General features: G+C 39.7%; 13 protein-coding genes. 11 read left to right on the forward strand and 2 right to left on the reverse strand.

The genetic code is table 11. The annotated features are described in order from the left end of the window. The first annotated feature begins 76 nt into the window (after positions 1-76). From UFO1_RS06000 to UFO1_RS06025, 7 genes are all read left to right on the forward strand, one after another. Positions 77-952, forward strand: a complete 876-nt coding sequence (locus UFO1_RS06000; protein WP_038669076.1) for a PhzF family phenazine biosynthesis protein — start codon at positions 77-79, stop codon at positions 950-952. Between the two features lie 373 nt (positions 953-1325). Beyond that, positions 1326-3368, forward strand: a complete 2043-nt coding sequence (locus UFO1_RS06005) for an OPT family oligopeptide transporter (protein ID WP_038669079.1) — start codon at positions 1326-1328, stop codon at positions 3366-3368. 328 nt (positions 3369-3696) lie between these two features. After that, complete coding sequence (locus UFO1_RS06010; RefSeq protein WP_038669082.1) at positions 3697-5133, forward strand: 6-phospho-beta-glucosidase; 1437 nt, start codon at positions 3697-3699, stop codon at positions 5131-5133. Positions 5134-5414: 281 nt separating this feature from the next. Further along, positions 5415-5666 carry a hypothetical protein gene (locus UFO1_RS06015; protein ID WP_038669085.1) on the forward strand — a complete coding sequence of 84 codons (252 nt, stop codon included), beginning with the start codon at positions 5415-5417 and terminating at the stop codon, positions 5664-5666. Between the two features lie 68 nt (positions 5667-5734). Then, positions 5735-6892: a sodium ion-translocating decarboxylase subunit beta gene (locus UFO1_RS06020; RefSeq protein ID WP_051788846.1), complete on the forward strand. Its 1158-nt coding sequence runs from the start codon at positions 5735-5737 to the stop codon at positions 6890-6892. 15 nt (positions 6893-6907) lie between these two features. After that, positions 6908-7048 carry a hypothetical protein gene (locus UFO1_RS25410; protein ID WP_173406210.1) on the forward strand — a complete coding sequence of 47 codons (141 nt, stop codon included), beginning with the start codon at positions 6908-6910 and terminating at the stop codon, positions 7046-7048. A gap of 90 nt (positions 7049-7138) precedes the next feature. Continuing rightward, positions 7139-7699 carry a hypothetical protein gene (locus UFO1_RS06025; protein ID WP_038669088.1) on the forward strand — a complete coding sequence of 187 codons (561 nt, stop codon included), beginning with the start codon at positions 7139-7141 and terminating at the stop codon, positions 7697-7699. Positions 7700-7781: 82 nt separating this feature from the next. Here the strand turns inward: UFO1_RS06025 and UFO1_RS06030 are convergent, their stop codons facing one another. Next, complete coding sequence (locus UFO1_RS06030) at positions 7782-9092, reverse strand: CitMHS family transporter (protein ID WP_038669091.1); 1311 nt, start codon at positions 9090-9092, stop codon at positions 7782-7784. 256 nt (positions 9093-9348) lie between these two features. Next, positions 9349-10218 (reverse strand): LysR family transcriptional regulator, encoded by an 870-nt coding sequence (locus tag UFO1_RS06035; protein ID WP_038669093.1) that lies wholly within the window; start codon positions 10216-10218, stop codon positions 9349-9351. 242 nt (positions 10219-10460) lie between these two features. On the opposite strand from UFO1_RS06035, the gene citD reads away from it, so the two are divergent. The 4 genes from citD (at position 10461) to UFO1_RS06055 (ending at position 13971) form a co-directional block, all read left to right on the forward strand. Then, positions 10461-10751 (forward strand): citrate lyase acyl carrier protein, encoded by a 291-nt coding sequence (gene citD / locus UFO1_RS06040; protein WP_038669095.1) that lies wholly within the window; start codon positions 10461-10463, stop codon positions 10749-10751. Beyond that, complete coding sequence (locus UFO1_RS06045) at positions 10748-11623, forward strand: aldolase/citrate lyase family protein (RefSeq protein WP_038669096.1); 876 nt, start codon at positions 10748-10750, stop codon at positions 11621-11623. Before citD ends, UFO1_RS06045 begins: the two co-directional genes overlap by 4 nt. A 16-nt stretch (positions 11624-11639) precedes the next feature. Further along, positions 11640-13178 (forward strand): citrate lyase subunit alpha, encoded by a 1539-nt coding sequence (gene citF, locus UFO1_RS06050; protein ID WP_038674957.1) that lies wholly within the window; start codon positions 11640-11642, stop codon positions 13176-13178. Positions 13179-13521: 343 nt separating this feature from the next. Next, on the forward strand, positions 13522-13971 hold the full coding sequence (locus tag UFO1_RS06055; protein WP_038669099.1) for a MarR family winged helix-turn-helix transcriptional regulator: 450 nt from the start codon (positions 13522-13524) through the stop codon (positions 13969-13971). Positions 13972-13992 lie beyond the last annotated feature (21 nt).

A 13992-nucleotide genomic window follows, 5' to 3' on the forward strand; every position in this document is an offset into this window, starting at 1 on the left:
AAAACATTAACTGTATTAACATAAGCAGTGATATGCTGATGAATTAATATATTTTTTGGAAAGTGAAAGGGAGCAGATGAGAGTAATCGTATATACATTAAATTCTTTTGCAAAAACAAAAGATGGAGGAAATCCTGCAGGAGTTGTATTGCAAGCAGATGGTCTTTCAGATGAAGAAATGTTAGATATCGCACAGCAGGTAGGCTTTTCTGAGACAGCGTTTGTACAAAAGTCAGAGAAAGCAAATTATAAAGTACGTTTTTTTACCCCTAATTCTGAGGTTGAATTATGCGGTCATGCGACAATCGCAACGTTTGCTTTATTAAAAAATAAAAAGATGATTGACGATGGAATTCTGTGCCAAGAAACAAAAGCAGGTATTTTAAATATTGACGTTGATCATGATAAAATTTATATGAACCAGAATACTCCAGAGTATTTAAATATCATTGATAAAAATGAAATTACAGAGAGCTTAAATATTACTCAGAATGATTTTATTTCCCATTTGCCGATTCAGATAGTTTCTACAGGATTAAAGGATATAATGATTCCTGTCAAAAGTTTGGATAGGTTATTTTCAATAAAACCAGATTATAAGAAAATAGCTGCACTAAGCAAAAGGTACAATATAATTGGCTTTCATGTTTTTTCCTTAGAAACTAAATTTGATTCTACTGCACATTGTAGAAATTTTGCACCTCTTTATAATATAAATGAAGAATCGGCCACGGGCACATCAAATGGAGCTTTAGCTTGCTATTTATATAATCATGGCGTTATTAATCAAGAACAGTCCTCTGAACTTGTATTTGAGCAGGGATACTCTATGAAAAAACCTTCTGAGATTTTAGTAAGGTTAAAGATAGATAATAATAAAATTTGTGAAGTTAAGGTTGGAGGGACGGCTATTATAAAGCGAAAATTGGAGTTTAGGCAAATCATTCGATGATGTAAGGTATCTTTGTATGTAGGCTTGAAAGCTGTTGTAACATTCAATATTTCATATTTACTGAGTTCTCCCGGGCATACAAGAAAAATAGTAATCGCTAAGTGCGTTTTAGGTTTCCTCAGACTTAGGTCTGAAAAAATTTAAAACGCACTTTTACTTGAATTTGTAAGTATACAAGAAATAGACAAAGGACTTTGCGTAAAAATATAGAAATTTACCAATATAATCCTTATTGCAATATTATCCAGTTTACTACTGATAATCAAAAAGGAGCATATACTTACAATGCATTAGAGATTGGGGGGAGGGTTGATAAATTTGTAAAAAAGGTTTGGCAAGCCAGTAGTAAAATTTATTAACGAGGAGTGTGCATATGAAAAAGGTAGATTTTATGAGTCATGACCTGCAAGTGCCTGAACTAACACTTCGGGGAATGTTGCTAGGAATGCTAATTACAGTCCTTTTTACAGCATCCAATGTTTATTTGGGCTTAAAAGTAGGGCTTACGTTTTCGTCTTCTATTCCTGCAGCAGTTATTTCGATGGCAGTTTTGAAGATGTTTAAAGATTCCAATGTCTTGGAAAATAATATGGTTCAGACCCAGGCATCGGCTGCGGGTACTCTTTCAGCAGTTATATTTATTATTCCCGGTTTATTAATGCTAGGGTATTGGCAGGGATTTCATTTCTGGCAGACCTTGATGGTTTGTGCTTGTGGCGGCTGCCTCGGCGTGTTGTTCACGATTCCATTGCGCCGTGCTATGATTGTCAATAGTGATTTGCCTTACCCTGAGGGGCTGGCAGCTGCAGAAATTTTGAAAGTAGGTAGTGGTAACGCTGCTGGAGCCAAAGAAAATGGCATAAAGGATATTATGGCCGGTGGTATTGTTTCGGCTATTGTCAGTTTGTGTGCGGATGGTTTTCAAGTTATTTCATCGGGAGTGCACTATTGGTTCACCTTTGGCAAATCTACTTCCCAGCTGCCTCTCGGCTTTTCTTCTGCTTTATTGGGAGCTGGTTATTTGATTGGTATTGCCAGTGGTATGGCAATGTTAGTGGGTACTATTTTGGCGTGGGGTGTACTTGTGCCGTATCTTACATCTGTGATGTCACCGGCAGCTGGACAGAGCGCCAGTGCGTTTGCATCCGCTGTGTGGGCACAAAAGGTTCGCCTAATCGGTGCTGGGGCGATTGGCATTGCTGCAATATGGACGCTGATCACTTTAGTAAAACCTATCATAGAGGGTATGCGCATTTCGATACAAGCTATGAGGAGTTCTGAAACAGGAAAAGGTTTGCACCGTATGGATACAGATTTGTCCCCTAAAACGACAGCGATGGTTTTGGCTATTATTGTTATCGGCTTACTGGGAACGTTTTATTCCTTTATTGCGGACGGGAATTTGTCAGCAGGTGCCACCTGGATGTTTATTATTGCAGGCGTTGCCGTCGCAATCTTAATGGGATTTTTTGTAGCTGCTGCGTGTGGCTACATGGCCGGATTAATTGGTACATCGGCTAGTCCGATTTCGGGGATTGGCATTCTGGGAATTATTGTATCCTCACTTGTCGTATTGGGCATCGGTACAGCAGTGAGTCTTTTTGATACGGAAGCAGGAAGTAAATTCGCTACTGCTTTAGCTATTTTCATGACGAGTGTTATTGTCAGCATTGCTGCTATTTCCAACGATAATTTGCAAGATTTAAAGACTGGTTATCTCGTCGGCGCTACGCCATGGAGGCAGCAAGTATCCTTATTGTTGGGCTGCCTTATCGGAGCTTTTGCTATTGCACCAGTACTGAACTTATTATATGAAGCATATGGTTTTGTTGGGGCTATGCCGCGCGCTGGAATGGACGAAAGTCAAGTTCTATCTGCACCACAGGCGACTTTGATGACTACGATAGCCAAAGGGATTTTTAGTCATAATCTAGATTGGAATTATATTCTTTTCGGCGTAGGAGTCGGGATTGTGATCATTATTGTAGATTTACTATTGAAAAAGAACTCAACAAAATACTACCTGCCGCCGTTAGCTGTAGGCATGGGAATTTATTTGCCGCCTACATTGGAAGTTCCGCTTATCATAGGTGCTGTCATGGGTTACTTTGTCAATCGTTATCTGCGTAATCGGGCGATTGAACGGAGTCCGAAAAATATTGAAGAAGATGTGGAAATTTGCAACCGCCATGGCGTACTGTTTGCATCTGGGCTTATTGTTGGTGAAAGTTTAATGGGGGTTATCATTGCCATTATCATTGTATTTTCAGTAACAAGTGGTGGCAGCGATTCGCCGCTGGTACTCGTAGGCAAGGAATTTGGCCCCACAGCGGATTGGCTTGGATTGACCGTATTTATCGCAGTACTTGCAACATTTATTTATCGCGTTGTTAGTGTAAAATTTAAAGCCAATTAATGAGTCAAAAGACGTTTATAAGAGCGACAACTCCTGCAAAGTTCGGCTTTGCAGGAGTTGTATTTTAATTAAAATAAAGTGCGATATGAGATTTTTGAAAAAAAGTAAAATAAGTTTTGTCGTTATAGCAAATTTTCCATTAAATGCATCCATTACAAAGAGGTAGGAACCAAACTGTACCAATACAGTTTGGTTTTTTTCAATTGTAGTGATATGGGTATGACACTATAATAATCTAAGAAGATAAAACAAATGATACTAAATAAGAGGATCATTGCTGATTCTATATTTTGAGTACTTTTATATTTGAAAATTGGGGGATATTTTAATGGCTTTTGGTAAGGATTTTTTATGGGGTGGAGCAGTTGCTGCTCATCAATTAGAAGGTGGGTGGAATAAAGGCGGAAAAGGACCTAGCGTAGCAGATGTGATGACTGCTGGTGCACATGGTGTACCAAGAGTTATTACGAATGGAGTAGTTGAAGGTGAAAATTATCCTAACCATGAAGCAATTGATTTTTATGGTCACTATAAAGAAGATATTGCTTTATTTGCAGAAATGGGCTTTAAATGTTTTAGAACAAGTATTGCATGGACACGTATTTTCCCTAAAGGTGATGAATTAACACCAAATGAAGAAGGGTTACAATTTTATGATAATATGTTTGATGAAATGATAAAGCATAGAATTGAACCTGTTATTACATTAAGTCATTTTGAAATGCCGTATCATTTAGCTAAAGAATATGGTGGATGGAGAAACAGAAAGGTTATAGAGTTCTTTGTACGATTTGCAAAGGTTGTTTTTGCCAGATATCAGCATAAAGTAAAGTATTGGATGACTTTTAATGAAATTAATAACCAGAAGAATACTGTTAATGAAATTTTCGGATGGACATGTTCTGGACTTCTTTTTCAAGAAGGTGAAAACAGGGAAGAAGTGATGTACCAGGCTGTTCACCATGAATTGGTTGCCAGCGCATTGGCAGTTAAGGCTGGACATGAAATAAATCCTGAATTTAAAATTGGATGTATGGTTTCTTTTGTTCCTATTTATCCATTCTCTTGTAATCCTGATGATATGATGCTTCAGGTAGAATCAATGCATGACCGTTATTTCTTTGCTGATGTACACTGCAGGGGGCATTACCCTTCTTATGCATTAAAAGAATGGAAAAGAAAAGGATACAATATCAAGATGGAAGCAGGGGATGAAACAATATTAGCTGAAGGAACTGTAGATTACATAGGTTTTAGCTATTATATGTCTGATGTTGTTAAATCTGGTGTTAGTACGGCTGACGGAAATTCAATCTTGGGATCAAGTACCAGCGTTAAAAATCCATATGTAAAAGCCTCTGACTGGGGATGGCAAATTGATCCTGTAGGGCTGAGATATTCTTTAAATCTCTTATATGAGAGATATGAACTACCTTTGTTTATTGTAGAAAATGGCTTTGGTGCTATTGATAGTAAGGAAAAAGATGGTTCATGTAATGATGATTATAGAATTGATTATTTAAGAGCACATATTAAAGAAATGGAAAAAGCGATTGAATTAGATGGTGTTGATTTAATAGGATATACTCCTTGGGGATGCATTGATTTAGTCTCATTTACAACAGGAGAAATGAAAAAACGTTATGGCTTTATCTATGTAGATAAGGATAATGAAGGAAATGGAACTTTAGAAAGATCCAAGAAGAAATCATTTGACTGGTATAAGAAGGTTATTGCATCGAATGGAGAAGAATGTGACGGTTGAAGGCAACCACTGTCCGCGTATTTGACTGCTGTGAGCGAAATGGGTGAACAGAATATAACGCATTACAAAAGAACGGCTGGAATCTTTGAACTCAAAGATTCCAGCCGTTTTAGCCTGATATCCAATTTTCTTATCGGCCAATATAGCACAAATGTATTTTATATTTATCTGAAGATTAGCTATAATACGATTATATATGACAGCGTTTTTCCAGATACGAATGAACTCGGTCATACTTTAAGTTACAAGTTGTTCCTAATTTAAGAAAAGGAGATGAAATCATGGGTTTTTTAGATGGACTTTTTGGTGAAAAACCGGCTGAAAAAAGAAGAAAAAAGGTTGCCTCTCAGCAACAGCCGACGGTAGTACCGATAGAGGATACTAAAGAAGATATGGAGGAAGTGGTAGCTGTTATAGCTGCAGCGGTATATCAGATGATGGGTACAACTGATGTTGCACTGAAGATTACAAGAGGTAATAACATCTGGGCACTCGCCGGAAGACAGCAGTTGATGGATAGACGTGGAAGCTAGAAGCAGTATTACAATACAACCATTTATGGGTAGTACTTTTGGAAAAATGAATATAGGAGGAATAAAAAATGGAAGCTTTGATTTATCAATATCCCTGGTTAGACGAGCTGCTTATGGGCTTCATCGCTCTTTCCTGGAAACACATAGTTATGTGGGGCATTGGGGCATTACTTATCTATCTTGCTGTAAATCGTGATTATGAACCGGCACTCTTATTGCCAATTGGTTTTGGTGCAATATTGGCTAACATTCCTCATTCTTCGGCAGTTTCGAAGATTGTTGGGGAAGAAGGATTTTTGTGGGTTTTATATCAGGGGGGCATCGCCAACGAGTTGTTTCCTGTCTTAATTTTTATTGCAATTGGTGCCATGTGTGATTTTACACCGCTTATTTCCCGGCCCTCTGTTATGTTGTTTGCCGCAGCCGCTCAGTTTGGTATTTTTGCCACTGCTGTTGGTGCAACCTTTTTAGGGTTTTCCTTTGAACATGCTGCGTCCATCGGGATTATCGGCGCGGCTGACGGACCTACCACCATTTATGTAGCCAGCCGTTTTGCAAAAGAAATGCTTGGCCCTTTGTCTGTAGCAGCCTATTCTTATATGTCACTGGTTCCCGTTATTCAACCGCCGGTAATCAGAGCGTTGACGACCGAAGCGGAACGTAAAATGAAAATGAGTTATGAAGATCGGGAACCTGTTTCTCAAACAACTAAGTTTTTGTTTCCCGTGATGATTACACTGATTTCCGGTATCGTAGCTCCTATTTCAGTAGCTCTGATCGGCAGCTTGATGTTTGGCAATATTCTTAAAGAATCAGGGGTAGTAGAGAATCTTTCCAATGCTGCCCAGAATGAGTTGGCAAATTTGGTGACTTTATTGCTGGGGATAACCATTGGCGGAACCATGTCAGCCGAGAAGTTTTTAACAGTTGAAGTGGCTATGATTATGGGATTGGGTGCAGTGGCTTTCGTATTTGACACTGCTGCTGGAGTGTTATTCGCTAAATTTATGAACTTATTTAGTTCTACTAAGATTAACCCTATGATTGGTGCTTGTGGTATTTCCGCATTTCCCATGTCAGGGCGGGTTATTGCTAAGATGGCGTTGAAGGAAGATCCGACTAATTTTATCATACAGCATGCCATTGGTGTTAATGTAGCTGGGCAGGTGGCATCAGTTGTAGCTGGCGGGTTAGTACTGGCATTGATACCTGCGTTAGCAAAATAAATGGAGGTGTAACCGATGGATGGAGCATTGATTAAGGCCCTTACCATGATGTGTATTGCTTTACCGACTATGTTTTGCGTTATTTTGGTTTTTATATTGGCGACGAAAATGTTGCATAAGGCTTTTCCTGTATCTCTTGAAGATGAAGAAGAGTAGAAGGCTAGCGGAATTTTAAACTTAATAGATTAATACAATATAGGTGGGAAAACTCTTTCCCACCTATATTTATTTACAGGAGGGCTCTAGGTGTCTAAAAAAGAAACAAATAGGAGTAGGTTGGTGGTTGAATCTAGGGTAGCAAAGAAGAATCTGATTGTAATGGCCACAGCCATAATAATATTTTTAATCATGGCGACTATGGCAATTGTAAAATGGTTTGTGTTGCAAATATATCAGCCGGCAGAACTGTTATTTTATGTTGTTATCCTAATAGCCCTGGTGAGGCGGGTAAGTGCAAAATATAAATACGAAATAGATTCCACATGCCTGCGGATTGCCAAACATACAGTAACTGGTGAGACGGCTTATGAAGTGCCCTACCAGAATATAATCGGGATATATCATTACCAGCCAAAGCTCATTGGCGTTATAAAATTCAGAAGGACGTATTCTCTGCATTCAGCTCTTGATGGACGAGAAGTGTGGACGTTGGCGTATACTGTGACTGGTCGACAAGGCAAGACGGAAATATGCCGGATATATTTTAAACCTGGGGAAGACCTATTATTAGAACTTAAAGCTGTCATGCCGGATAAAGTAATGGTAGCTGAAGATGTAGTAATAAAGAAAACAATAACCGATGACTAATGGGGAAATTGTAGCAAAAAAGGCTTCACGACATTCAAGTCGTGAAGCCTTTACATTTGCGTCCAGTATGCTAGTTAGCTGCTTATAAGTGAATTAAGCCTGTGACGACTGCATATCCAAACCAAAGCAGAGATATAGCGATTGCAGGAAGTAAACAGAACTTTTGGAAGTCGCCGAACTCAACTTTATTTAGACCTACTAAAAGGTAAGTGGAAGGAACAAGTGGACTTAAGAGATGGCAGCCTTGACCGATGAGAGCTGCACGGCCCATTTCAGCGGCACTGATGCCATAAACTGAAGCAGCTTTAGTCAAGACAGGCAGAACTCCAAAGTAAAACGCATCATTAGTTAAGAAGAAGGTACCAGGTAAGCTGATAAGCGCTGTAATGGAACCAAAATGGGGTCCCATAGAAGGCGGAATAGCGGCTATAATCGTTTGGGACATGGCATCTACCATTTTTGTTCCGGACATAATTCCCATGAAAATACCTGCGGCAAATACCATGGAAACTACTGGGATCGCATTCGCACCGTTGGCAATAATGCGTTCATTTTGTTCTTTCAAGCTGTGATAGTTGACTAATAAAGCTAAGCCTGTACCAATCATAAATAGGATACCCAAAGGTAGAACTTCTTTAACCAGGCAAACCATAAGAAGTACAGTCATACCAAGATTTATCCAGAACATTTTTGGACGTTTTAGTTTTTCAGCTTCAGGATCAACGGCAACCGAAGCTGAAACCTCAGCATGAGCATCATTTAACACCAATGTACCAAGTCTAGAACGTTCTTTTAGGCCCCATCTGTAGGCCACAAATAGTACCCAAAGAGAACCTATGGCCATGGCTGGAATAAGAGGAACGAAAACATCGCCAGCCTCAAGCTTCAAGGAAGCTAATACACGACCAGTAGGCCCCCCCCATGGGATAATGTTCATTACACTGTTCATCATAAGTACAATCGAAGGTAAAATCAAAGGATTAAGTCCTAAGCGTCTGTGTACTGCTAGCATAGCAGAACAGGTTACCATGTAGGTCGTAGAACCGTCACCGTCTAGGGAAACAATCATCGCCAGCAGTGCTGTACCTATGGAAACTTTAACAGGATCACCTTTCACGGTTTTAAGAATTTTGTCAATTAGAGGATCAAATAAACCTGCGTCAATCATGACACCAAAATATAGAATTGCAAAACAGATCATAATACCGGTTGGTGCAACTTGTTTAACTCCATCCCACATCATTTTTCCGAGCTTGGGGTCGAAGCCCGATACAGCCACTGCGAAGATTACAGGAATAATCATCAGGGCAGTCATGGCAGACATTCGTTTTGACATAATTAGATACATGAAAACAGTAATCATTAAAAACCCAGCAATTGCCAATGTAGACATTAGTAGTCCTCCTCAAAAAAAGATTTTCTGAATAAAAAAGAAATTAGTTTGTAATAACAGACTGCAAACAGATTAATCAGCATATGTGGATGAGCCTGTCCATTACTAAACAGCAGTTTAAGTTTGTAATCTTCTGATAATTAAACTGCCGTTCATGCATGGTTCACATGAACTTAGTATAAGATGTTTTCTTGCAAATTGTAAAATTCAAACTATTGATAGCTGGCTATCAAATATAGTTATTGTTGTAGGAGAGTTATATAAACTGGACCATGGTCTTTTGCACAAAATCAATAAATTTTTTCAGAACCGTCATTTCTAAGGCTTCTTCATTGTGAATCATCCAGGAAGCACGTAAAATCGGTTTTTTTTCTTGGTCTGTCAGCATAATCTTGTGCAATGTGTCCACATCTTGTAATATCCTGCCTGGCATAATAGCATAGCCGAGGCCATGTTTGATCATTTCTTTACAAGTGGCAAGTTTATCTACTTCCATACTGATTGTAGGGGGTTGTGAAAAATTTTCCCGCCACCACTTATCAATTTTTGCTTTAATGAGACCGTCAGATTGATAATTGATGCGGGGCAGAGTAGGAAGATCCTTAAGAGTCACTTCATCTCTGGAAGCAACATAAATAGGTTCTTCAAATAATAGGTGTTTATGGCTGGACCAGCCATAATCCGAGCTAACAAAGCCGATATGCACCTCTTGATTGTAGACTAAGTTGAAGATATCTTTGCTCCAAGTAGTTAATACCTTGAATTCTACCTGCGGATTTTGCTGCTTGAACAGCTTTAAAAGGGGTGGCAGCGTCCACATGGTAAAGTAGCTGGAAGCACCTAACCGCAAAGTTCCGGTAACTGTTCCGTCTAGGTTGAGTACTTGTTCTTGAATCTTACGTAGCTTTAATAAAACTTCCGCAGATGATCTAGCTAAAAACTCTCCTTGTGGCGTAAATCTAACCCCTTTACTTGTTCGGTGCACAATGGTAATACCGAATTCTTTTTCAATTTGCCGCAAGCGGGCTGTTAGAGCGGGTTGCGAAATAAATAGCGCTTGTGCAGTTTTAGTGATATTTTTCTTTTCATGTAGAACCTGTAAAATCATCCAATCCCGATCTTCCATGACGTACCCTCCTGAAGATGTCAATAATCTGCTACATTAGGGATACTTACCCCAATATCTTTATTCTAAGCAGCATGATATAAATTTTTCTTATGACTTAGTATAGCATAAATGTATTTTAATTTTGTCTGAATATTAGATATAATGCAAATAAAATGAAGTTTTTATAATAATGGCGATGTAAGAGACAATCATTGCAGGGTGATGATTGGCGACAAGACCGAATTATTGGAGGGAATGTTATGAGCAAAATACAAAAAACAGCCCAAGCGGGAACTGTCGAGTCTTCGGATATTATGATTGTGTTAGCACCAGTTCAGACGGGCAGTGGTTTAACAATCGAAGTGGTTACGCCCGCTATGAAACAATATGGGGCGCAGATAAAAGAAATTATTGTGAAAACCTTAGTAGCCCAGGGCATCGAGGACGCACACGTTCATGCTATTGATAAGGGTGCGCTGGACTATACTATCGAGGCTCGGGTAATGACAGCCATCTCACGGGCTTTGGAAGCAGGGGAGGAGAAATCATGAAACAAGAAAGACTACGCCGTGCTATGATGTTTATGCCAGGTAACAATCCAGCAATGCTGCAGAATGCGGGAATATACGGTGCAGATACTGTAATTTTTGACCTTGAAGATGCCGTGGCTATCAGTGAAAAAGATGCTGCACGTCAACTGGTTCATAACGCCATTAAGCGTTTTACATTCCCATGTGAAGTGGCTATCCGTATCAATCATATTCAGACACCTTATGGAATGGACGACCTGAGGGTGGTGTTGGCAGCCAAGCCCGACTTAATTCGTCTTCCAAAAGCAGAATCAGCGGAGGATATCATCATTGTAGATGAGATGATAACCAAAGCCGAAGAACAGTATGGTTTTGCGCCAGGGAGCATTCAAATGATGGCGGCCATTGAGACCGCTAAGGGACTTATGAAGGCTTATGATATTGCCACTGCCAGTCCGCGTATGGTGGCATTGGCTATTGGAGGAGAAGATTTCATTGCGGATTTAAAAACAACCCGCAGTCGGGAAGGACAGGAGTTATTTGTTGCTAGATCCCAACTTCTGCTTGCTGCCAGGGCGGCTGGTATTGCAGCCATTGACTCGGTATTTAGCAATGCCAATGATGAGGAAGGTTTTATTGCAGAGACTAACATGATTAAAAAATTAGGGTTTGATGGCAAATCTGTAATCAATCCACGTCAGGTTCGTATAGTTCATGAAATTTTTACCCCTACAGAAAAAGAAGTGCTGCATGCTGAAAGGGTTTTGGCCGCTTATCAGGAAGCTGTTGAACGTAAAGCTGGAGTAGTGGCTTTAGATGGAAAAATGATTGATACGCCGATTGTTAATAGAGCCGAGCGAGTGTTGGCTTATGCAGCGGCTATCAGAAGATAAGGAGAGGGGATTGGTGATGATAAATTCAGTTGGAAGAGTAATTCCTGAAACGATTAAAGGTCTAAATAACATTCGTCCCTATGCCGGACCATTTGCGTTCACACCAGAAGGCCGGATGGCTGGAGCTAAAATACGGATAAGTAAACCGGGGGCTGATAAAGTTCTCTCGTCCATTGAACAGGCTATCGAAGCGTCTGGTTTAAAAGACGGGATGACAATATCCTTTCACCATCATTTCCGTAATGGAGATTATATACTTAATCAAGTAATTGAGGCCATTGCCCGCAAAAATATTAAAGGCTTAACATTGGCACCAAGTTCTCTCAATGGTGTGAATGATGCAATCATACCCTATATTGAGCAGGGGGTTATTATTGCAATTGAAACCAGTGGAGGCCGAGGCAAACTGGGAGAACTTATGACCTCAGGGAAGCTTTCTAAGCCTACCATTATACGTTCTCACGGGGGACGGGCCAGAGCCATTGAAAACGGTGAACTGCATATTGATGTGGCTTTTATCGGTGCACCTTGCTGTGATCGCGCTGGTAATATGAATGGTATTCATGGTAAATCAGCCTGTGGTTCCTTGGGTTATGCCATGGTGGATGCAGCGTATGCAGATAAAGTTGTGGCAATTACTGACAATTTGATGGATCATCCGGTGCATCCGATTAGCATTCCCCAAACTCAGGTAGATTTCATCGTAGTTATGGACAGCATCGGCGATCCGGCAGGAATTGCCTCCGGAGCTCTTAGAATCAGCCGTAATCCCCGGGAACTTTTAATTGCTGAATATGCTGCTGGTGTTATTGAGCACTCCGGTTACTTTAAAAATGGATACTCCCTGCAGCTGGGAAGCGGCGGAGCTTCGCTAGCAGCTGCAAAATTTATCAAAGAAAAAATGATCGCGCAAAAAATTACCGCAAGCTTCGGCATTGGTGGCGTTACTGCCCCCTTTGTCGAGATGTTAGAAGAAGGCTTAATAGAAAATATTTTTGATGTACAGGATTTCGATATCCCCTCTATACAGTCTATAAGAAACAATCCAAAACATCGGGAAATGTCAGCTTCATTCTATGCTAACCCCCATAATGGCGGTCCTATTGTTAATGACCTGGATATAGTTATCTTAAGTGCTACAGAAGTAGATGTTGACTTTAATGTCAACGTAATTACTGACTCTAATGGCGTAATCATGGGAGCCTCTGGCGGTCACTCGGATACTGCGGCTGGAGCCAAGCTGGCTATTGTTGTAGCGCCGCTTCTTCGGGGCAGACTTCCAATGGTTATCGACAGTGTCAATACCATTGTAACGCCTGGTGAGACTGTTGATGTTGTAGTAACAGAACGCGGTATCGCCATAAATCCAAGACGACTTGATTTAATTGAAAATCTAAAAGGAACAGGATTGCCGATAATGAGCATCCAAGAACTTCAAAAGATTGCCTATGATCTGGCAGGAAAACCAGAACCAATTAAGGTTAGCGATGAAGTAGTCGCTGTTATTGAGTATCGTGACGGCTCAATCATTGATGTTGTACGCAAGCCCGTTTGAGAAAGAATTAAGTCAAGAAAATTCTCTTTGACTAATCCTGAAGAAGCAGCCTTCCCTATATGTTGAGGGGAAGGCTGCTTTTTTATGCACAAATGCAAGGTTGCAGGAAGTCCATGATGTAGATATACATGAATATAGGAATCTCTCGTCCTTTACTGAATGGGAGACTACCTATTTTTTTGATAAATAAGAACGCTTTTTCTCAAGATACAATTAAAAATGGGTGTATATCGATTATATGATTCTTGAGGTTGAAAAAAATATATTCTTGATAAAATGCAATTAGTTATATATAATAATTACTATAAGTAACTAATTGCAGTATTAGGAAAAGAGGGATAGCATGACGAAGGATGATATGGTCATTCCAATATTAGAAGCTTTGTGGCTTGCGAAAAAAGCAATAGAATGTATGCCAGAATTACCTAAGGATATGAAACCTAGTCATATTCGTGTACTTAATGTGATTTACAAAAAGTACAATCAAAATGGGAGCGTTCGGGTTACGGATGTGAGTACAGCTATGCAGATTACTAAGCCTAGTATTACAAAGCTGATAAACGAACTGGTTGATATAGGAACTGTAAAAAAAACAATAGCTGATGATGATAAAAGAATTGTACTAGTAGAACTTTCCCCTTTTGGTAAAGAATGTGTACAAAAGTATGTTCTAGATTATCATGCCAAATTGGCGGAATATTTTTCTGAAATTGATCAAGAAAAATACCTCTCCATGATAGAGACGGTAGAGTTTATTTATCAGTCTATGAAAGAGGTATCGGAGAAAAAATGATAGATTCTAAGATTAGAGGTA

Origin of the sequence: Pelosinus sp. UFO1 (assembly GCF_000725345.1) — a bacterium.
Taxonomy (GTDB): domain Bacteria; phylum Bacillota; class Negativicutes; order DSM-13327; family DSM-13327; genus Pelosinus.

Excerpts from the sequence above, each read along its gene's own strand:
- UFO1_RS06000 (WP_038669076.1), top strand. The coding sequence starts at position 77 with ATGAGAGTAATCGTATATACATTAAATTCTTTTGCAAAAACAAAAGAT.
- UFO1_RS06005 (WP_038669079.1), top strand. The coding sequence starts at position 1,326 with ATGAAAAAGGTAGATTTTATGAGTCATGACCTGCAAGTGCCTGAACTA.
- UFO1_RS06010 (WP_038669082.1), top strand. The coding sequence starts at position 3,697 with ATGGCTTTTGGTAAGGATTTTTTATGGGGTGGAGCAGTTGCTGCTCAT.
- UFO1_RS06015 (WP_038669085.1), top strand. The coding sequence starts at position 5,415 with ATGGGTTTTTTAGATGGACTTTTTGGTGAAAAACCGGCTGAAAAAAGA.
- UFO1_RS06020 (WP_051788846.1), top strand. The coding sequence starts at position 5,735 with ATGGAAGCTTTGATTTATCAATATCCCTGGTTAGACGAGCTGCTTATG.
- UFO1_RS25410 (WP_173406210.1), top strand. The coding sequence starts at position 6,908 with ATGGATGGAGCATTGATTAAGGCCCTTACCATGATGTGTATTGCTTTA.
- UFO1_RS06030 (WP_038669091.1), bottom strand. The coding sequence starts at position 9,092 with ATGTCTACATTGGCAATTGCTGGGTTTTTAATGATTACTGTTTTCATG.
- UFO1_RS06035 (WP_038669093.1), bottom strand. The coding sequence starts at position 10,218 with ATGGAAGATCGGGATTGGATGATTTTACAGGTTCTACATGAAAAGAAA.
- citD (WP_038669095.1), top strand. The coding sequence starts at position 10,461 with ATGAGCAAAATACAAAAAACAGCCCAAGCGGGAACTGTCGAGTCTTCG.
- UFO1_RS06045 (WP_038669096.1), top strand. The coding sequence starts at position 10,748 with ATGAAACAAGAAAGACTACGCCGTGCTATGATGTTTATGCCAGGTAAC.
- citF (WP_038674957.1), top strand. The coding sequence starts at position 11,640 with ATGATAAATTCAGTTGGAAGAGTAATTCCTGAAACGATTAAAGGTCTA.
- UFO1_RS06055 (WP_038669099.1), top strand. The coding sequence starts at position 13,522 with ATGACGAAGGATGATATGGTCATTCCAATATTAGAAGCTTTGTGGCTT.